At 58.0% G+C, this 20,374-nt stretch carries 17 protein-coding genes; 9 read left to right on the forward strand and 8 right to left on the reverse strand.

Annotated features, from left to right (window positions below):
• Positions 1 to 189: 189 nt before the first annotated feature.
• The 7 genes from P3T25_RS03330 (at position 190) to P3T25_RS03360 (ending at position 10,494) form a co-directional block, all read left to right on the forward strand.
• Entirely contained in the window at positions 190 to 1,290 is a 1,101-nt protein-coding gene (locus P3T25_RS03330) for a porin (protein WP_154559747.1), read from the forward strand.
• An 85-nt stretch (positions 1,291 to 1,375) separates the two neighbouring features.
• Positions 1,376 to 2,779: an MFS transporter gene (locus P3T25_RS03335; protein WP_429357473.1), complete on the forward strand. Its 1,404-nt coding sequence runs from the start codon at positions 1,376 to 1,378 to the stop codon at positions 2,777 to 2,779.
• Positions 2,780 to 3,037: 258 nt separating this feature from the next.
• Positions 3,038 to 4,777 (forward strand): CocE/NonD family hydrolase, encoded by a 1,740-nt coding sequence (locus P3T25_RS03340; RefSeq protein ID WP_429357474.1) that lies wholly within the window; start codon positions 3,038 to 3,040, stop codon positions 4,775 to 4,777.
• A 64-nt stretch (positions 4,778 to 4,841) separates the two neighbouring features.
• Positions 4,842 to 5,630 (forward strand): enoyl-CoA hydratase/isomerase family protein, encoded by a 789-nt coding sequence (locus P3T25_RS03345; RefSeq protein WP_429357475.1) that lies wholly within the window; start codon positions 4,842 to 4,844, stop codon positions 5,628 to 5,630.
• Positions 5,631 to 5,741: 111 nt separating this feature from the next.
• Positions 5,742 to 7,478 (forward strand): AMP-binding protein, encoded by a 1,737-nt coding sequence (locus tag P3T25_RS03350; RefSeq protein WP_266257735.1) that lies wholly within the window; start codon positions 5,742 to 5,744, stop codon positions 7,476 to 7,478.
• 119 nt (positions 7,479 to 7,597) lie between these two features.
• Entirely contained in the window at positions 7,598 to 9,352 is a 1,755-nt protein-coding gene (locus P3T25_RS03355; protein WP_154559751.1) for an FAD-dependent oxidoreductase, read from the forward strand.
• A gap of 194 nt (positions 9,353 to 9,546) precedes the next feature.
• Positions 9,547 to 10,494, forward strand: a complete 948-nt coding sequence (locus P3T25_RS03360) for a hydroxymethylglutaryl-CoA lyase (protein WP_429357476.1) — start codon at positions 9,547 to 9,549, stop codon at positions 10,492 to 10,494.
• A 73-nt stretch (positions 10,495 to 10,567) separates the two neighbouring features.
• Here the strand turns inward: P3T25_RS03360 and P3T25_RS03365 are convergent, their stop codons facing one another.
• The 6 genes from P3T25_RS03365 to P3T25_RS03390 all read right to left on the reverse strand — a co-directional run bounded on the left by P3T25_RS03365 (position 10,568) and on the right by P3T25_RS03390 (position 16,040).
• The gene (locus P3T25_RS03365) at positions 10,568 to 11,251 is read right to left on the reverse strand and encodes a TetR/AcrR family transcriptional regulator (protein ID WP_429357477.1); all 684 of its coding nucleotides are present in this window, start codon (positions 11,249 to 11,251) and stop codon (positions 10,568 to 10,570) included.
• 70 nt (positions 11,252 to 11,321) lie between these two features.
• Complete coding sequence (locus P3T25_RS03370) at positions 11,322 to 12,395, reverse strand: maleylacetate reductase (protein ID WP_429357478.1); 1,074 nt, start codon at positions 12,393 to 12,395, stop codon at positions 11,322 to 11,324.
• Between the two features lie 27 nt (positions 12,396 to 12,422).
• Positions 12,423 to 13,307, reverse strand: coding sequence for an intradiol ring-cleavage dioxygenase (locus P3T25_RS03375; RefSeq protein ID WP_429357479.1), 885 nt, complete (start codon positions 13,305 to 13,307; stop codon positions 12,423 to 12,425).
• A 33-nt stretch (positions 13,308 to 13,340) separates the two neighbouring features.
• Entirely contained in the window at positions 13,341 to 14,264 is a 924-nt protein-coding gene (locus P3T25_RS03380; RefSeq protein WP_429357480.1) for an amidohydrolase family protein, read from the reverse strand.
• Between the two features lie 188 nt (positions 14,265 to 14,452).
• Entirely contained in the window at positions 14,453 to 14,833 is a 381-nt protein-coding gene (locus P3T25_RS03385; RefSeq protein ID WP_429357481.1) for a LysR family transcriptional regulator, read from the reverse strand.
• Positions 14,834 to 14,948: 115 nt separating this feature from the next.
• Complete coding sequence (locus P3T25_RS03390; protein WP_429357482.1) at positions 14,949 to 16,040, reverse strand: alkene reductase; 1,092 nt, start codon at positions 16,038 to 16,040, stop codon at positions 14,949 to 14,951.
• Between the two features lie 104 nt (positions 16,041 to 16,144).
• Between P3T25_RS03390 and P3T25_RS03395 the strand changes: the two genes are divergently transcribed.
• Positions 16,145 to 17,056: a LysR family transcriptional regulator gene (locus tag P3T25_RS03395; protein ID WP_266257743.1), complete on the forward strand. Its 912-nt coding sequence runs from the start codon at positions 16,145 to 16,147 to the stop codon at positions 17,054 to 17,056.
• Positions 17,057 to 17,114: 58 nt separating this feature from the next.
• Here the strand turns inward: P3T25_RS03395 and P3T25_RS03400 are convergent, their stop codons facing one another.
• Together P3T25_RS03400 and P3T25_RS03405 are read right to left on the reverse strand one after the other, a co-directional pair.
• A complete protein-coding gene (locus tag P3T25_RS03400) occupies positions 17,115 to 17,954 on the reverse strand; it encodes an aldo/keto reductase (RefSeq protein WP_429357483.1) in 840 nt (279 codons plus the stop codon).
• 249 nt (positions 17,955 to 18,203) lie between these two features.
• Positions 18,204 to 19,295, reverse strand: a complete 1,092-nt coding sequence (locus P3T25_RS03405; RefSeq protein ID WP_266257745.1) for a porin — start codon at positions 19,293 to 19,295, stop codon at positions 18,204 to 18,206.
• Between the two features lie 286 nt (positions 19,296 to 19,581).
• Here P3T25_RS03405 and P3T25_RS03410 point away from each other — a divergent pair, with 286 nt between their 5' ends.
• A complete protein-coding gene (locus tag P3T25_RS03410) occupies positions 19,582 to 20,358 on the forward strand; it encodes an IclR family transcriptional regulator (RefSeq protein WP_266257746.1) in 777 nt (258 codons plus the stop codon).
• The last annotated feature ends 16 nt before the right edge of the window (positions 20,359 to 20,374 follow it).

Raw genomic sequence — 20,374 nt, forward strand, 5'->3', positions numbered from 1 at the left:
AGATTCAATCTCCTTCCAGGTCCTTGCGTGAAGTCGGGTACCCGTTCCCTTCATTCGTCAGGCGAAACATACCTGGGGATACTCCTATCCAAATTAAACTATACGAGTGGAAAATTTAGACATATCCTTCTTTCAGCACCTTCGATGTGCCGTTTGGTAGTGCGTTCAAAATGACAAAGGAGACTGGAGATGAAGAGATTGTCCTTGGCTGCCGCGCTTTTTTGTGTCACGCCTGTGGTGGTGTACGCGCAAAGTTCAGTGACACTGTACGGTCTGCTGGATGAAGGCCTGACCTACACAAGCAATCAGAACGGACATTCAGGCTGGTTGCTTCAGAGCGGAGGTGGATCACTGTCCAGATGGGGGCTGCGCGGCGCCGAAGATCTGGGTGGAGGTTACAAAGCAGTCTTCACGTTGGAAAACGGCTTTGACGTGTCCAGCGGAAACCTGTCGAACAATGGGCGTCTGTTCGGCCGCCAGGCGTACGTTGGAATCTCAAGCCCGTATGGGACGTTCACGCTTGGGCGTCAATACGAGGAAGTCGCCGAAATGCTTTCCCCCGTTGCAGCCGGTTTGAACTGGGCGGTCTACTTCGCTCACGCCGGTGACGTTGACAACGTTGGAGGGAGCATACGCATCAACAACTCGGTCAAATACGCCAGTCCAAAAATAGCAGGGTTCACATTGGGTGCGCTCTATAGCTTTGGTGGGCAGCCCGGACAATTCTCCACGAATAGCGTGACGTCGGTGGGACTAAGTTACAACGGAATTAGCTTCCCACTGTATGTTGCGGCTGCCTATACGATCATCAAGAATCCGTTTGCTGCCGCATTCGATAGCATCACACCGCGAAACATCATTTATGCCCCGTACGTGCAGAACGCGCAAAGCGAATCCATCGCAGGGGTAGGTGCATCGTACAAGCTCGGCAGCGCTTCAATTGCTTTCACGTACACGTCGACGCAATTCAAGAAAGGCTTTCTTGGCAGTAACGTGCGGTTTGACAACTACGAGGGCAACGTCGGCTACTTCATTACGCCCTTTCTGCTCGCAGGTGCGGCGTACATCTACACGCACGGCAAGGTGGATGCGACCTCCGCGACGCCAATCTATCGGGCAATCGATCTCTACACCAACTATTTCCTCTCGAAGCGGACGGACATTTACTTTGCGGCCGAACTGCTGAAAGCGGCGGGTTCGGCGACTCGCGCGCAGATCACGTTGATTCCTTCACCGTCGAGTGGACAAACGCAGGGTTTGTTGCGAGTTGGAATTCGTCACCGGTTTTGACGAACAGGTGATGTCGTTGCTGTCGAGAGACAAGTGAAACCCGATTGACACCGAAACCAGGTGGCCGATCATCAAGGACAATGCGATGAATAGCATAGGCTATGCCCAGCGGGATGTGCGCGAGATTTTTAACGATATGCCTATGGGGCGTAAGCAGTGGACCGTGTTCCTCATCTGCTTCGCGGCAACGGCGATCGAGGGTTTCGACACGATTGTGATCAGTTTTATCGCGCCTGCGATAAGCCAGCATTGGCATCTATCGAGCGCTGCTCTTTCGCCTCTGGTGGCTTTTGGACTCACTGGCTTGCTGATTGGATCGATTGTTGGAGGAACGCTGGCTGACCGTGTCGGTCGTCGAACGGTGAGCATCGTGGCAATCGCATGGTTTGGCATCGCGGGTGTGATGTCGAGCGAAGCACAGTCGATATTTCAGCTCATTGCCTTGCGCTTCATAACCGGTCTCGGCATCGGAGCAGCGATGCCGGCTACGTCGGCGATCGTCGCGGAATATAGCCCCGACCGTTCACGCTCAGCGATGCTCGCATCGACTTACTGTGGATTTCTTTTCGGTGCGGCAGCCGCTGGTCTGGTGACGTCTCTCGCTATCGGGACACTGGGGTGGCGAGGCATGCTGGTACTGAGTGGTCTTTTGCCGCTTGGGGTCGTTGCTTTATTTGCGTGGCAAGTGCCCGAGTCGCCGCTCTACGTCGTGGCCAGTCGAAGGTCCAATGACGAGGCGCAGCGAATTCTCGGCAAAGTGTTTCCGTCTTTAGACTGCTCTGGAATGCATCTATTTATCGCGGAAACGCGTGAATCGGTCAGCGGAAGCAGGGCGCTGTTGAGCGCGAATTACCGGCTTGGCACCGTGTTGACGTGGCTTGCGGAGTTTGCGGGTTATCTGGTGTTCTTTCTGATTGGAAGCTGGATGCCGACCCACCTGAAGCAGGTGGGGCTATCGATGCACGACGCCTCGCAAGTATCGTCGATGTTCCAGTTCGGTGCGCTCGGCGGCGCGGTTCTATTCGCCATCCTTGTTCGTCGCTATAACGTGGCATCGGTCGTTTCCGTGGCGTTCGGCGCAGGCTCGCTGCTTGTCGTCGCGTTGGGCATCTCCGAAGCCACCCAGTGGCACGCGGGCGTGGTCTTCCTGTCCGGCATAGCTGTTGGAGGACCGCTGATCTGCGTCAACACCATTCCGGGCATTTTCTATCCAACTGCGCTGCGTGCGTCTGGCGGTGGCTGGAACGTTGCGATCGGACGGCTCGGGTCGATCGTCGGTTCGTCGTTGATCGGCCTGATCGTCATATCGGGTTTTCCGTACCTGCTCACATGTGCGTTGTTGTCGATACCGCTTTTGATGGCTTGCGTATGCATGATCGTCATGGCCCGAGTGCTCTCTGCACAACGGCGATTGCTGACCGAACACGTGGCGGACATCAGTACCGGATCGGCGGATGATCCACCGTTGCCGAACAGCACCACGCAGTGACGGTATGGCGCTAGCACGCGCGGTTATGGACACGTAGCCGTTCCTCGGGCGCAATTCATTTGGGATTCAAACTTTTATTTTTTGGCACGTCGTTCGTCTTGCATACTTTACGGACGTGAAGTATAGTGAATTACGGAACCTGCCTGATCGTGCGGCTCTCGATGAGCGAACGCAAAAGCGCATGTCGGCGGGTAAAGCAAATTTTCGGCCTTGAGACGGCCGTCTGTTGACGCCGAACAGGCCAACGAAGGAGGAGACATGATTGAAGAACGCGACATCGTCGTAACGATGCGGGACGGAACCCGTCTTGCGGTAGACGTTTATCGACCGGATGCGGATGGCAAGTATCCCGTGCTGTACGCTTCAGCGCTGCACAACAAGGATCTCCAGGGTCCGGATATTGCGGATGTCTTGCCCCCACAGCCCGCCCATGCGCCGCTCTGGTTCGGGCCGATAGAAGCCGGGGACACTCGCCGCTTCATCGCCAATGGCTATGTACACGTTATTGCGCAACCGCGCGGCTCCGCAAAGTCGGAGGGCCACTACGGCGAGGAGAATACTGACCATTACGACATGATCGAATGGATCACGCAGCAGCCGTGGTCCGACGGCAAGGTCGGCATGGTGGGTATCTCGGGTTTCGCGGGTGAACAATGGCGTGCGGCGGCGCAGGGCCACCCCGCGCTCAAGGCAATTTTTCCGTATGACGCCTGTAGTGCATACGGCGGGATGTTCGGGTTTCGGGATTTCAATCCCGGTGGCGTCATTCACACGTTCCCGTATCTGCTTGACGTTTTCAGCACGGTGCATGAGCCGCGCGGTGTGCCGGGTACGTTACCTGAAGCGCAAGAGGAACTCTGGCGCGCGGCCATGCGTAATCCCGACTACAAGATGTACATTAATCTGTACAACATCCTGACGCAGAAGGGGCAGCGCACAGGGGTGATGTACCACATCATGACGAACCCCTGGGAGCCGGAAGGGACGGTCGAACGAGCCGAGGAAATTTTCAAGTCGATCAAGGTGCCGTTCTATACCGGCTCTGGCGCCTACGCTTACACGTACAAATTGCACTGGCTTGGCGCGCAGCATTACTTCAGCAATGTCAAACAGCCGCGTAAGCTGATCTTTACGGGCCCTGCGCATCTGGAGCGGCCATTCCATCAGTATCACGACGAGGTTATTCGCTGGTACGACTACTGGTTGAAGGGTATCGATACCGGCATCATGAACGAACCGCCGGTCCGTTACTGGGTGATGGGCGCCAACGAATGGCGAACGGGTAGTGACTGGCCTTTGCCGGAGACGCAATGGGCGAAGTACTACCTGTCAGGCTGGGAGCAGCTTTCCACAGATGCCCCTCGACCTTCAGCGGAGGTTGGCAACGCGCATCGGGAACCTGATGTCTTCACGCAAATGCCGCTCAAAAAGACGTCCAAGGTTGAGCGCCTGCGTTACATGACAGAGCCGCTTGCGCAGGACGTGTTGGTGGCGGGTCCCATTTCGCTGACGCTCTATGCTGAGATTGATCAGACGGATTCGAACTGGATTGTCGTACTCAAGGACGTCGGTCCGGACGTATCGGTGGTTACTGCACGCGTCGGCGAACGGTCGGTGCCGGAGACGCTACCTGAGCGTGAACTTACCCGCGGCTGGCTGAAAGCGTCATACCGTGCAACGGATCCTGCGCGATCCACGCCTGCGGAGCCGTTCCACAAATTGACGAAAGAGTCGATCTCGCCTGTCACACCTGGCGAGATCGTCAAGTATGAAATCCAGGTGCTCGCAACGGCAAACCAGTTCAAGGCCGGCCATCGGATCTGTATCGAGATCTGCAGCATGGACGCGCCGACAGGAACGGGCGCGATGACCGATGTCGAATACATTCCGTATCACGTCACCAGCAGCAACACGGTCACTCACAAGGTTTACCGTGACGCGGATCGTCCTTCACATCTGCTTCTTCCGATCATTCCGTTGAATCAAGAGAACTCCTGAATTACGAAACATTCCCGAGCGTCACAGGCGCTCGGTGAATCTGACTGAATAGTGAGGTTAGGCGATGAAAAGCATACGTTTTGAGCGCGACGGGAAGGTCGGGAATATCGTTCTGGCGAATCCGCCGTACAACCGTCTCGATGCACGGTTTGCAGAGTGTCTCCGGCAGGCGGTTCATGAAGCCAGCGAAAGCGACATCCGGGTACTGGTCGTTCGGGCCGAAGGGCCCAACTTCAGTCTCGGTGGCGAGGTTCGCGAATGGCCGGGAAAGGACTTGAACTGGTTTCGCACCTTCGTCGCGGAAATCAACACTTCGTATCGCGCAATCGAAGCGTTGCGCGTTCCGACGGTGGCGGTGGTGCAGGGTCTGGCTTTCGGCGGCGGCTTTGAACTCGCGTTGAACTGTGACTTCATTGTGGCGTCAACCGACGCCGTGTTCCGGTGCGTCGAGGTCACGACGGCGATGCTTCCCATTGCGGGAGCGCTGCAGCGGCTGGCCGAGCGAGTGGGGCGTAGCAACGCGTCCCGTTTCGCGATGCTGGGTGAAGCGATTCCCGGCAGCGTGGCCCGGGACCTCGGAATTGCAACGCACGTGGCTGAACCCGATGCGCTCGAACGTGTTGCTGCCGAGCTGGTTACGCAGCTCTCCGACGGTCCGACGCTTTCGTACGCAGCCACGCGCACCCTGCTCAGGGTCTGGTCAAGTGGCGGCATTCCCGGTGCGGATGCCACCATGCTGGATGTGTGCATGGACCTGTACAACACGGAGGATGCCACGCGAGGTTTCGCCAACACAGCCGAGGCGTTTGATCGCGATGAAGAACCCGGTGAGATGGTTTTTCACGGGAAATAAAGCGTTTTCGATGTCGGCCTTCGACAGGGGCCGACGGCATTGCAATCGCTAGATAACTCCGTTCAGCGGAATTTTTGACGGAAACGCGCAGTAACGATGGAGGATGGCTTCATGCACACTTTACCCGGTTCCCTTACGCTCGAAGCGCCTGCCGATGGCGTTGCCTACGTGCGGGGTTCGACGGACGTTCCGTTGAGCGAGTCTACAGTCGGCCAGTTTCTGAGGGAAACAGCACGCAGATTTCCTGATCAGCAAGCTGTGGTATTCCGGGAGCAACTTGTACGGTGGACATGGAGCGAATTTGACGATCATGTTGATCAGCTCGCCGCAGGGCTTCTGTCGTTGGGAATAGGAAAAGGGGACCGCGTTGGCATCTGGTCTCCCAACCGGTTCGAATGGTTGCTCACGCAGTTCGCGACGGCGCGCATCGGTGCTGTGCTGGTCAACATCAATCCCGCCTATCGTGTTTCGGAACTCGAGTACGCATTGCGGAAAGTGAAATGCAAGGCGCTCGTCACCGCCGAGAGCTTCAAAACGTCGAACTACATTTCGATGTTGCTCGACATAGCGCCCGAACTCGCGTCGCAGCAGCCGGACGAGTTGAAGGTCGAACGTCTGCCGGACCTTCGCACGGTGATCTCCGTGGGTGACTGGCGCGTATCGGGCGTCATGTCGTTCCACACGGTCATGCAGCGTGGAGAGGGGATTCTTCGAGACGAAGGGCGTGAGGCAATCGACACCGTCGAGCAAACACTTTCTTCTCAGGACCCGATCAATATCCAGTTCACGAGCGGCACCACCGGCAGCCCCAAGGGTGCAACGCTGACGCACCGAAACATCGTCAACAACGCACGCTTTGTCGGCATGGCGATGAAGCTGTCCGAAGCCGACTCGCTTTGTATTCCTGTGCCGCTATACCACTGTTTCGGCATGGTGCTCGGCGTATTGGCGTGCGTGTCGGTTGGCGCTCAGATGGTCTTCCCGGGCGAAGGATTCGACGCTGGCGCGACCCTCGCAGCCGTCTCGGAAGAGCGTTGCACTGCACTTCACGGGGTGCCGACCATGTTTATCGCTGAACTGGGGCATGCGGACTTTGCATCGTTTGATCTGAGCACTCTGCGGACCGGGATCATGGCTGGATCGCCTTGTCCGGTCGAGACAATGAATCAGGTTGTGACCAGGATGAATATGCGAGAGGTCACCATTGCGTATGGCATGACAGAGACCAGCCCCGTATCGTTTCAGAGCGGAACCACGGATCCGCTCGATAAGCGCACGACAACGGTCGGGCGGATTCAACCTCATCTCGAAGTCAAGATCGTTGATTTCGACGGTAAGACTGTATCGGTCGGCGAGACGGGAGAACTCTGTACACGAGGGTACTCGGTGATGCAGGGGTACTGGGAAGACGAGACAAAAACGCGCGAAAGCATCGTTGACGGATGGATGCATACGGGTGATCTCGCAACGATCGATGCCGACGGATATTGCAACATCGTCGGAAGGTTGAAGGACATGGTGATTCGAGGGGGAGAGAATATCTATCCCCGCGAAGTTGAGGAATACCTCTTCAGGCATCCAAAAATACAGAATGTGCAGGTGTTCGGCGTGCCGGATGAGAAGAACGGCGAGGAGTTGTGCGCCTGGATCGTGCTTCGAAAAGGCGAAGGTTCGACTGAGGAGGACATCAGAGACTTTTGCCGAGGACAGATCGCGCACTATAAGGTACCCAAATATATTCGCTTCGTGAGCGAACTGCCTATGACTGTTACGGGAAAAGTACAGAAGTTCGCCATGCGTGAGGAGATGATCCGCTATCTCAATCTGACCGAGCACAAGACCGCCTGACAGGTTAGCGAAAACCGGACAGGATCGTAAAAACAGAGACTCGTACACTCACCTTGAATTAGTTATCCGAACTACACGGAAACGGTGAGGCACGAAGGCATGACAATTGGAGGTGTCGAATGTATGAAATAACCACGGACGTACTCATCGTCGGAACGGGGCCTGCCGGCTCCGCCAGTGCCGCGCTGCTTTCGACGTACGGTATCGACAACATGGTCATCAACCAGTATCGCTGGCTGGCCAACACGCCGCGGGCGCACATCACGAACCTGCGCACCATGGAGGTCCTGCGCGACCTCGGCCAGCAGGTGGAGCAGGAGGCCTACCTGCACGCGACCGATCAGGATCTGATGGGTGGAACGGTTTTCTGCGAAAGCCTGACCGGTGAGGAGATTGGCCGGGTGCCCAGTTGGGGACTGCATCCGCTCTCAAGAGCGGAGCGTCAATTGTCGAGTCCGACCAAGATGAACGATTTGCCGCAGACGTTCATGGAGCCGCTGCTTTTCAAAACGGCTTGCTCGCGAGGAACTGAAGCGCGGATGAGCACGGAATATCTGAGTCATACGCAAACTGACGAGGGTGTTCTCACGCGCTGCCGTGACCGATTGTCCGGGGAGGAGTTCACGGTCAAATCAAAGTACCTGATCGGCGCGGACGGCGGGAATTCCAAGGTCGCAAAGGACGCAGGTCTGCCTTTCGAAGGGCAGATGGGTGTGCGGGGATCGATGAACATCTGGTTCCGTGCGGACCTGTCTGAATTCGTCGCACACCGCCCGGCAGTGTTGTACCCAATCATGCAACCGGGTGCAGAAGTGGGCGGTATCGGGATGGGCCTGATCCGGATGGTTCGGCCGTGGCACGAGTGGTTGATCGTTTGGGGCTATGACATCAACGAACCGGTGCCGGTTGTGGACGAGGCAAAGGCCACCACGATCGCACGCCAACTCGTGGGTAAGCCGGATCTCGAGATCGAACTGTTGGGTGCGAATACCTGGACAGTGAACAACATGTACGCGACCCGCATGCAGGAGGGGAGAGTGTTCTGCATGGGCGATGCGACCCACCGGCACCCACCATCCGGCGGGTTGGGCTCCAACACGTCGATTCAGGATGCGTTTAACCTCGCATGGAAGCTCGCGGAAGTCATCAAGGGGCGCGCGGGTGAAGCACTTCTGGATACCTATTCGGCCGAGCGTGCACCGATCGCCAAGCAGGTCGTCACCCGCGCGAATCAGTCGATTGCCGAATTTGCACCGCTCTACAGCGCGCTTGGCATCGACAAATCGAACGACGGCGAGGTCTTGCAAGCGAATATGCATGCTCGAAGCGGATCCACGGCGGCAGCCGAAAAACAGCGCGACGAAATCCGGGAAGCATTGGCGTTCAAGCGATATGAACTGGACGCCCAGGGCGTAGAGATGAATCAACGCTATCGCTCGAGCGCTGCGGTGACCGATGGGCAAACCGAACCGGAGTTCACGCGCGACCGTGAGCTCTATTACCAGGCGACGACATGGCCGGGTGCGCGTCTGCCTCATGCCTGGGTTTTCGACGCTCGTGGACGCCAACACTCCACGCTTGACCTCGCAGGACATGGGCGATTCGTACTGTTCACCGGTCTGGGCGGCGAAGCATGGGTCGAGGCTGCGTCAAAAGTCGGTGAGGAGCTGGGGTTGAAGATTGACGTACACGTTATTGGTCCGCGGCAGGCCTATGCGGACCACACGGGCGACTGGGCTCGCGTGCGTGAAATCGGCGACAGTGGTTGCGTATTGACCCGCCCGGACCATCATGTTGCGTGGCGTAGCCTTACTTTGCCGAGTGATCCGGCAGCCGAACTTCGCCGGGCCTTGGGACAGGTGCTCTCGAAGTAAATACTGGAAGCGAGCGTCTCGCCTGGATTCGTGTGATTGCGGGTCGACGGCGGGACGCATGCACAATTCGTCGGGCACCGTTAGTCTTGCTCGCCGCAGGCATGTGGGCCCACTCGTGATGGAACCGTTTCTGCGGTGTCGCAATCGTGCCCCACGTCGCGAGGGTGGACCTTCGCCACGAAATGGAGTTTCAAATGAATCAGCAGGAACGTTGGAGGCAGGGCACGGATAGCGGTCTTCCAAAGCGCGTACACATTGTCGAAGTCGGGCCTAGAGACGGTTTGCAGGCGGAAAGCACGTTCATACCAACGGACACCAAGATTGAACTGGTCAATCGACTCGTTGGCGCCGGCGTACGAAGAATCGAAGCTGCGTCCTTCGTGTCGCCAAAATGGATTCCGCAAATGGCCGACGGCGCGCAAGTCATGGCTGGAATCGATCGCGCAGCGGGGGTCTCGTACGCCGCGCTGACACCCAACATGAGAGGGCTCGAGGCCGCGATTGAGAACAAGGTCGACGAGGTCGTCATTTTCGGTGCCGCGAGCGAAGCATTTTCCATTCGCAACATCAATTGTTCTGTAGCGGAATCGCTCGAACGCTTTGCGCCGGTTGCGCGGATGGCGAAAGAAACGGGATTGCAATTGCGCGCCAGCATTTCATGCTCTTTCGGATGTCCGTACCAGGGGCCGGTGAGCGTTGATGCCGTCGTCGATATGGTCAGGCGCTTTCGCGATCTGGGGTGTGACGAAATCGACATTGCCGACACCATTGGGGTGGGCACGGCGCACCACGTTCAGCGAGTGGTTGAGGCCGCTTCCAGGGAGTTTCCGTTGGCGAGTCTCGCCGGCCACTTTCACGACACCTATGGGCAGGCCTTGGCAAATATCTTCGGCGCCCTTCAGGTCGGAATGACAACGTTCCACGCGTCCGTTGGTGGACTGGGCGGTTGTCCCTATGCCAAAGGCGCAACCGGTAATGTTGCTACGGAAGATCTGCTCTACCTTCTGGACGGCCTCGGGATCGAAACGGGCATTGACCTGGACGCCATCGTTACGATTGGCGATTGGGTGAGTCAGCAAATGGGCCGGGAGAATGGCGCGCGCGCGGGTAAGGCACTGATGGCGCGCAAGGCACTCAACTGATGTTGTTGTGTCGACGGAGATCGACCGTTTAGAGCGGGCGTGGGCGCATGCCGCGTTGCGGGATGCGCCCCCTCTAGCGTGATGCAAATGCTCCAAACACAAGCTGCTCCACGGTGCGCCAATATTCTTCGGCCAGCGCCGGATCGGACGGTGATAGATCACTGGTCGCCGAAAATTCCGGACCGAAGCTCGAGAGGGTCGACGTCAAACTAATCAGCATATAGTGGAAAACAATAGGCTCGACGTTGGGTAGCGCGTGTTCCTCCTGGGCGGCGCGGATTTGCGGAAGCAACCAGCCGATCAGCGGTTTCAGGAAAGCATCGGCGAGCCATTGCAGCCGCGAGCTGGAACCTAGCGATTCCTGAAGTATGAAGCGGTGAAACTCGGGAAACGCGACAGTGAAGCGAAATAGCGCCCTATATGCCAGCTTGAGCCGATCGACCGCGCTAGCCGGACCGAGGCTGGACAGACTTGCATCGCGTTCTTGCCGGACACGTTCGAATACATATTCGGCTACCGCCTGCCACAGAATCTCTTTGGAACGAAAGTGGTAGGTAACGAGCGGATGTTGCATTCCGATCCGGTCTGCAATACTACGAATACTCGCGACCTCGAAACCCTTCGATGAAAATTCAGTAAGGGCCGCATTTAAGATGGCCGCACGCGTTTCCTGCGCGCGAAGCTGTTCAGTACGCTTCAGTTCAACCGGGCGACGTGCCCGGATATCTCTTGCCTCAGGAAGTGTATGTGACGCCATGTGCGAATACCTTGCGACACGTTGAAATGAATAATGAGTGTCTGGATCATTGGTCCGGACGAAACTCGCTCTACAAGCCATCAATCGGTGCGCTACCGTCGAATGCGCGCTGCAGTAAAGCGCGAATTGCTCCGCGTTCTAGCGAGCGGGGATTCCAGTAGGTGTTGTTGCAGGCAATGTCGGCCGCCTGGTCGAGTTGTTCTTCGAGCATACCGATCTCCTTCAGCGCAACGGGCGCACCGTTTGCGCGCGAGAGTTCGTACAGACCTTGTGCAGCGCTGTCGTGCCCGAGCGCCCGTGCAATCCGTCTCATCGCATCCGGCACGGCGCCTGCGTTGTACGCCAGGGCGTGTGGCAGCACAATGGTGTGGGTGGGTGCGTGCGGCAGATTGAAACTGCCGCCGAGCGTGTGGCATAGCTTGTGATGCAGCGCCATGCCGACGCTTCCGAGCACGGCACCGCAAAGCCAGGCGCCATAAAGCGCATCGGCGCGTGCGGATGGATCGTTCGGCTGAGCGACGATTTTGGGTAAGCTGCGCGCGAGCGCCGCGATGCCTTCTTCGGCCATCAGACTGGTAAGAGGATTGGCATCGCGTGAATACAGACCTTCTGCCGCGTGTGCGATTGCGTTGATGCCGCTGGTCACGGACATGCTTACCGGCAAAGTCAGGGTCAAGTCCGGATCGTAGACAACCGTTTTGGGTAATACGCGCAGATCGGTGCCTGTCCGTTTCAGGCCCGATTCGGTCAACCCGAATATGGGCGTCATTTCACTGCCGGCGTAGGTGGTTGGCACGGCGAGAATGGGGAGGCCCGTCTCGAGAGCAAGACCCTTCGCGAGGCCGATTGCGGAGCCGCCGCCCACGGCGATGAAGCAGTCGGCATGCAGCGACGCGGCAACCGTGCGTACTTCCGTGACCAGTTCGACCGGCACGTGCATGGCAGCTCGATCAAAGACACCCGCTGCGAGCACACCCAACTGATCGGCAACTGATACACCCAATGTGCGTTGTTCGTGGCTACACAGAACCAGAGCGCGGCGTACTTGCAGCGTGTGCAATTCACGTTCGATGTGGGTGCGTGAGCCGCACCCGAAGACGACACGCGTGCCGCGCCCGTTATAGACGAATTCAGATGGTGACATGGCGGGTTCCGGCGAGAATGTGCCCGTTCATGACCCGTGTACCGCAGGGTTGAGAACGAAGTCGTAATCGAGCGTATAAAACGGGGCGTCCATCGCCGTGCCGTCCGGCGCGATACCCGGCGAGTGCTCGACCCAGTCGACGATCAACGTTGAGCGCACGCCGAATACGGCGTCCGAATCGAGATACTTGTCCCCGTTGCGGAACACGTGCGTAATCAACGGCTCGTACCCTGGCGCCGTGATCCAGAAGTGCAGGTGGGCTGGCCGCCACGGATGGCGTCCGAGCGCATCGAGCATTCGACCAACCGGGCCATCGTGCGGAATGGGATAGGCCTCGGCGAGAATCGAGCGGAAATGAAAGAGTCCGTCTGGCAGCGTCTGCAAACGACCACGCGCTTGATACTCCACGTTTGGATCCTGCGAGTCTCCGTACTGCACGTCGTAGTACCCGTCTTCATCGGATTGCCAGACCTCGATCGCTGCCCCGGATACAGGTTCGCCCGAAAGGCCCCGAACGCTGCCGGCAACAAAACAGGGAAGACCCGCCGCACCGTTAGAGATATCGTCACCGTTCCTGTACTCGGGGGCGCCTGCAACAAAGAAGGGGCCAAGAACGGTTGCTTCCGTACATTCGACCGGCTTGCGGTTGTTCTGTGTCGTAACCAGCATCGACAAGCCGAGCGTGTCGGACAGAAGGACGAACTCCTGGCGTTTTTCATCCGTGATATGGCCAACCTCGGTGAGGAAGTTGATTGCGTATGCCCATTCACTTTCGGTCAACTTCACGTCTCTTGCGAACGAATGCAAATGCTGGACAAGGCTGGTGATTACGGTGCGCAGCCTGTCGTTGTTACAGCCGGCCATTGCCGCGAGCACCGCTTGGGTGATGGTGTCTTCGTTGATATTACGCATCGTCTTTCCTTGAACTCCGCGTTCGCAATACAGTTAGCGCGCAAGCAACCGGGCAGCATTGTCTCCGTACACCTTGTCCATCTCAATGCCGGGAATGTGGATATTATCGAGAACTTTCCCGAACTGCCGGATTGCGCTTACCGGTGCGAACGGGAAGTCCGTCCCGAAGAGAATGTGATCGGGGTCTGCCACTTGCGCCAGCGCACTGAGGGGCGCGTTGCCGGCGGAAAGTGCCGTGTCGAAGTAGAAGGATCGGACCGCCGCCAACGTGTCGCCCACGCGCTCGGCCACCGCGGGCATCATGGAAATTGACAGGGCGATGCGAGGGACGAGAAACGGCAGCGTCCCCCCGGCATGCGAAAGGATAAACCGGATGTTCCTGAAGCGGCTCATCGCCCCTGAAATGATCAGGCTGGTGGCTGTACGTGTCGTCTCGAAGGGATACTCGAGCACGGACGCCGGAGCGACAGGAGGTATTTCGTGAGGCGGCTGATTGGGGTGAATGAAAACCACCGTCCCGCGCCGGTTCAATTCTTCCCACAGCGGCGTGAAATGCTCGTCCCCCAGATACAGTCCGTCGTAGTTCGTAAAGACAATGAAACCATCAACCTTCAACACGTCAAGACAATAGCTGACTTCCTTCAGAGAGGCGTCGACGTCGGGCAGCGGCAAGCTCGCAAAGGAACCGAACCGTCCGGGATGGCGGGACCTGAGTTCCGCAGCGTGGTCGTTGCATTTTCTCAGCAGCGTGGCTGCATCCGGAAGCGTGGGGCCGGAGGAGATCGACAGGATGCCCTCGTCGATTCCGTTTTCATCCATCATCGCGAGGGCTGCCTCGACGGACCAGGTTGGGGCCACGCCGCCCGGCATCGCCGCATTCAGCAAGTCCAGCCCAACTGCGTCCACGTAGAGCTTCGGCAGGAAATGTTGGTGCGTGTCAATTTTTCGCTTCGGCATGGCCGTTGTCTCCTATGAGGAATTCTTTAGCATCGGGCGGGGGCATTCCCTCCTCGGCTTAGATCCATCTTATACGTTATTTTTTACGTTTGCAAAGTTTAGTGAGCAATGCAATCGCCCGCGTGTTTCCGGTTGGATTGATGCAAAGTCACATTCAATTCGCGCAGCACCCAGACGCAGTATCCGTTCTAGGGCGCAACGCAGGTCGGTGGATAAATGGCCCATTGGCGCTCGATGTCGCTGCGCAGTGGGCCGGAATCGTTCGCCCCGCGCTCTGCCTCGATATTCTCGAGTGCCTTTTGAGCCGCGAGTACGGCCTTGTAGACGGCGAGGCAGCGTGTGTATAGCTGCTCGCCTGCGTGCGTGACATCCACGCGCCGGCTCGTTCTCGTGAGAAGTGATGTCCCGAGTCCCTGTTCCAGGTCAGCGACGACACGACTCAACGTCGACTTGCTTACGCGGACTTCCTTCGCCGCTGCGCTGAAGCTTCTATGCTTGACTACGCACGCGAAGTACACAAACTGGTTTGCCTCGATCATGGTCGAGTGACTGCCTGCCTTCCGTGTCATGGTGTATTGCTTACTCCAGTCTCATGCAACGCGGTCGATCCGGGGTTAGCGCTTTAGCGCTTACCCCGGTCCCACGCAACGCGGTCGATCAGGATGACCGGCATGGCGCGCTCTCTTAGCGTTCTTCAGCTTCGGCCAACACCGGATAGTCGGTATAACCTTGTCCATCGCCGCCGAAGAACGTAGTGGGGTTCGCATCGTTCAGCGGTGCACCGGTCTTCAGGCGCGCAACGAAATCCGGATTGGCCAGCACCATCTGGCCATAGGCTTCCAGATCAGCGAGCCCCGATGCGACGTCGGTGCCAGCCTGGTCGCGGGAGCGGCCCGGCCGGTTCAGGATCAGCGTGCCCGTCCAGAGCTTGCGAATGTCAGCCAGCAGCGTTTCGTTGCCCTGATGCGTGACGTGCAGGTACGCCAGACCGAGCTTGTCCAGCTCAGCCACCAGATAGCGGTAGAGCACCGGTCCTTCGGCGCCTTCGTCGATGCCCCACCGCGCGAGGCCAGGCGACAGGCGAATGGCCGTCCTGTCAGCGCCGATTTCCTCAGCGATTGCAATTGCCACCTCGATGGCAAAGCGGGCGCGGTTTTCGATCGAGCCGCCATACTCGTCGGTGCGGGCATTGGCGCTTGGTGCGAGGAACTGATGGACCAGGTAGGCATTCGCACCGTGGATCTCGACGCCATCGGCGCCGGCCTCGATCGCGCGGCGTGCCGCGAAGCGGAAGTCGGACACCGTCTGGCGCACCTCGTCGGTCGTCAGCGCACGCGGTACCGGAATGTCCTGCATCCCCTTGGCCGTGAACATCGGCGTATCGGGCGCCGCGATGGCCGAAGGCGCGACGCTCTGACGATGATGCGGCGTGTTGTCCGGGTGCGACATGCGCCCTGCGTGCATAAGCTGGATGAAGAGATGGCCACCGCGCTCATGGACGGCGGAGGTAATCTTGTTCCATCCCGCCACATGCGCATCGGTATAGATGCCCGGCGTAGCAAGATAGCCCTGACCATCGTCAGACGGCTGAGTGCCTTCAGTCACAATCAGGCCGACGCTCGCGCGCTGCGCATAGTACTCCGCGGCCAACTCTCCCGGCGTGCCGTCAAACCCGGCGCGGCTGCGGGTCAACGGCGCCATGACCAGACGGTTCTTCAGTTCCAGCCTGCCGAGGCGAGCGGGTTCAAACAGGCGTTCAAGTGCGTTCGTAGTCACGATCAACTTCCTTTTCAAAGATGTGAGAGCTACTGTACAAACCAGGAGAATGTTGAAAAAGTGGCTAAATCTAATAACTTTATCTACGTGGATAGATAATCGACATGGACCAATTGCTTGCCATTCGCGTGTTCGCCCGCGTTGTCGAAGCGGGCGCATTCACGCGTGCCGCCGACTCGCTCGACATGCCGCTCGCCACGGTGAGCAAACTCGTGCGTTTGCTGGAGCTGCATCTCGGTGTCAGGCTGCTCCAGCGAACGACGCGACGCGTCACTGTCACGCCCGAGGGGGCTGCGTACTACGAGCGCACCTCGCGCGTGCTGAAGGAGATCGAGGACATCGACTCGGGGTTCGCCAGCGCACATCAGCGTCCGCGCGGACGGCTGCGCATCGACATCGGCTCGGCGAACGCAAGCTGCGTGTTGATCCCCGCACTGCCCGACTTTATTGAGCGATATCCCGACATACGTGTCGATCTGGGCGTGAGCGACCGGCAAGTCGACCTCATAGGCGATAACGTGGATTGTGTCGTGCGCGGCGGTAGCGTCGACGAGCTCTCGCTCATCGCACGTCCGCTTGGCCGTGCATCGTGGGTGACATGCGCGGCGCCCGATTATCTGAAGCAGCACGGCAGGCCGACGCATCCCGACCAGCTAAAAAACGGGCATCGCATCGTGAGCTACGTTTCGGCACGGACCGGACGCGTCATGCCGATGCGTTTTCAGAAGGGCAGCGAGCGAATCGAAATCGGCGGCTCACAAGGCATGGGTGTCAACGAGAGCAACGCACATGTCGCGGCTGGACTGGCCGGCCTCGGTGTGATTCAAACCTTCTCCTTTGCCGCGAAGGACGCGATCACGCGTGGCGAGCTTCTGCCTGTTCTGCCCGCATGGCAACCGGATCCCTACCCATTCTTCCTTGTCTATCCGCCAGACAGGCATATGAGCCAACGGTTGCGTGTCTTTATCGACTGGGCGACGGAGCGGTTTGCACACAAGTTCGATCGGGCAACGTAGGCATCGTCGCGAACTCGGACATTCCGGATGTCTGGTTATCGCGCCAGAGGTCAGATAGTCAGGCGGCTGTGCTATCCCACCGCGGGGCGAGACCGGGCGGATCGACAATCCGGCTGTCTGCTGTCGCCAATGCGTAAATCGCGGCCATGTCCGCATCATCTAGCTCGAAGTCGAATACCGCCAGGTTTTGTGCCAGCCGATCGATCCGCGTGGTTCTCGAAAGCGCCACAACGCCGCGTTGTTGAACAAGCCACCGCAAGACGATCTGGGCGATGGTTTTGTCGTGGCGAGCGGCGATCTCCTTGAGAGTTGGGTCCGAGAACACGCGGCCAACCGCCATGCCGCAATATCCTGTCACGGCAAGCCCAGCCTCGCGTGTGCTTTCGATGAGCAAGGACTGGTTCAGATACGGATGGTATTCGAACTGATTCGTGACCAATGGAGCCGCCGAGAGCCGGATCGCTTCGGTCATCTGTGCGCGGTTGAAGTTGCTGACGCCTATGTGCCGGACCTTGCCGGCACGCACGACCTCATTGAGCTCCCCAATCTGTTCGGCGAGAGGCACATCCGATCCCCCCGGCCAGTGAAGCAGGAGCAGGTCGATGTAGTCCGTCTTGAGCTTGCGCAGGCTTTCGTTGACTGACGCATCGAAGTGTCTTGCCGAGTAGTTGCTCACCCAGACCTTGGTCGTCAGAAACATTTCGCTTCTTGGGATGCCGGATGCGGCGACGCAGTCGCCGATTTCTGCCTCGTTACGGTAGATTTGCCCGGTGTCGATATGACGGAAGCCGGCACGAAGGGCTTCAGGAATCATTCGATAGATGTCGTCGCCAGTCATCCCGTAGGTGCCAAAGCCTATGGCCGGAATGGCCGCGTTACCGGCATGGACGTTCTGCATGCTATTCCTCATAGACTAAGTGCCGGGCGGCGGCCGTGAAAGAAGCCGCCGCTCGGCGTGTGATCTCGTCAAAGGAAAGGTACGCGATTGCATGCCTGGAAAGAAGCCTATACATTTCGATGCAACCTATCGTCAGAGACGATACACATCCGGCAGGATTCCTTCGACCAATTGCACATGTTTGTGGCAGTCAGCGTGAGGCTGCACTGCCAAACGAACGTACCACCCGTCGAGGTTAGCGTTGCACTGCTAAAAGTTGTGCTGAATACCAACCGAGACGCCGGTCGTGGACCGGCCGGATGCCACGCCTGCGGCCGCGAGCGAAGCGAAGCCATTGGCGCCCGACGCGTGTTGGTAGGTCACCTGCTGGTAGACAGTAGTTCTTTTCGACAGGATGTAAGCATTCGAGACGGTAATGGTCTTCCAGTTTCCGCCGTCGAGATTTTCCACCCATCCGCCAACCGAGAGGACATCATCGGGCACGATCGTCCAGTTCGCACCGGCGTCGACGGTGTTGGCGTTACCGCGGCCAGTCGCCAATGTGATGCGCGACTGCGTAAACGTGGCGTGTAGAAGCACATTTTTCAACTGATACGATGCGCCGAGCCCCCAATTGACGAGCTTGTTGGCGACAACGCCTTCGGCCTGAGGCAGTGATGTTCCAAAGAGCGACGGCAGACCGATAAAACTGGAAAGCTCCAGAAAACGGTTGTTCTCGTTCGCGTACGTGGCTGCCAGACTCAGCGGCCCTCCCTTGTACTGGACAAAGAAAGAGTAGTTCCTGCTTTCGCTGAAATTGCCGGCCACATTGCCAAATGCAAATTCCGCCCCCGAGGAGAACCCGCCAAGGGTCGGGCTCACATATTTCACCGCATTGTTGAACTGGAAGAAGTTGGCAATTTCATCCAGATTGCCTTGGTGAAGCGTGAGAATGTTGCCGAGCAGGAAGGGCGTTTGGTAGTTGGACAGAATGTCATACATGAAGCTGGGTTGGTGACCGAGCGTCAACGTGCCATAGCTGTCCGATTGCAGTCCGACATACGACTTTCTGTTGAATAAGGTTCCAGGAACAAGTGCCCGGCCATTGTTCAGCAGGTACTCGTTCTGAAGATCGAAGATGGTGCGTATCCCGCCGCCGAGATCCTCAACTCCCTTCAAGCCGAAAATGTCGGGTGCGTGCGTGTTTCCCTCCTGGACCAGGGCGTGTCCTCTGACGTTGCTGATGTACTGCACTGCAGTGTCCGCAATTCCATATAAGGTGACGCTGGATTGCGCGTTGGCGGTACTGGTCACAGAAAGTGCGACGAGCGCGCCTGCCATCGTACGTCCAAAAATTGCCATGCCTTGTCTCCGAACCGGTTGGTACTTTTCTGAAGAAGTTATTTGAATAAAGGGGAGCGTATGAAATCTGTACTACTGATGAAATGAGAGGCTAAAGAGTCAAGCGTTTTGTTCTCACTGCTCGCTTGCCTCTGATCTCCCTAAATTGCTGGTGTTGCGTTCAACAATAATGAATGACATAATCTATGTTGAACACTATAGGGGCCGCCCCCTTGACGTGTCAACGTGACGGCCGTCCGTGGAAACCCGGGGCGGCGATTTTTTATCACTTCCATACGGTTGAAAAATGACCAATGTGACTGCGAGGCGCGGCATTCAGTCTGTCGAGATTGCGTTCCGAATCCTTTCGGCGTTGCAGACGAGTGAGCGAGCACTCCCTCTGAAGGAAATTGCTGCGCTGTCCGAACTGTCGCCGAGCGCGACGAGCAACTACATGATCAGTCTGGTGCGGACCGGGCTTGCGTCGCCGGATGAAAAGCCGGGGTGCTACAAGCTCGGGCCGGCGTCGCTTGCTTTGGGGATGAGCGCGATCAATCAACTGGACGGATTCGATATCGTGCGTCGTGAGGTGGTCGCTTTGCGGGAAGCAACACTGAGTGGCGCGGCCGTCACCGCATGGACCGAAGATGGGCCGGTTAGTCTCTTCAAGCAGGAGGGGCAGACGCGAAGTATTCTCGAGCTGAGAACAGGCCTGATTCCGCTGGTTACGACTGCTGCGGGAAAGCTGTTCATTGCCTGCCTTCAGCCTGCACGTACCGACGATCTCATCAGCCGCGAACTGTCTGCGGGACAGGAATGGACTCCGGCTTCCTTGCGGGAAGAAGCGATCGCTGAATTGCGCAACTGTGGCTTCACAACGGTTCATCGTGGGGAAATGGGTTACGTGTCTGTCGCGGCCCCCATCTGGGACAGGGACGGAGATCTCCGATTTGCCATTAGTCTCATCGGATCGCCTGCAACGCTGAACACGGAAGTTGAAGGTAAAGAGATAAAGGCGCTACTCGATAGCGCTGTTCGAGCTACGGCTGCACTGGGCGGCAAGGTCCCCAGAAAAATTGGGTAGAAGCCGGGCGCTCAAT

Source organism: Paraburkholderia sp. GAS32, assembly GCF_050434225.1.
Lineage (GTDB): Bacteria > Pseudomonadota > Gammaproteobacteria > Burkholderiales > Burkholderiaceae > Paraburkholderia > Paraburkholderia madseniana.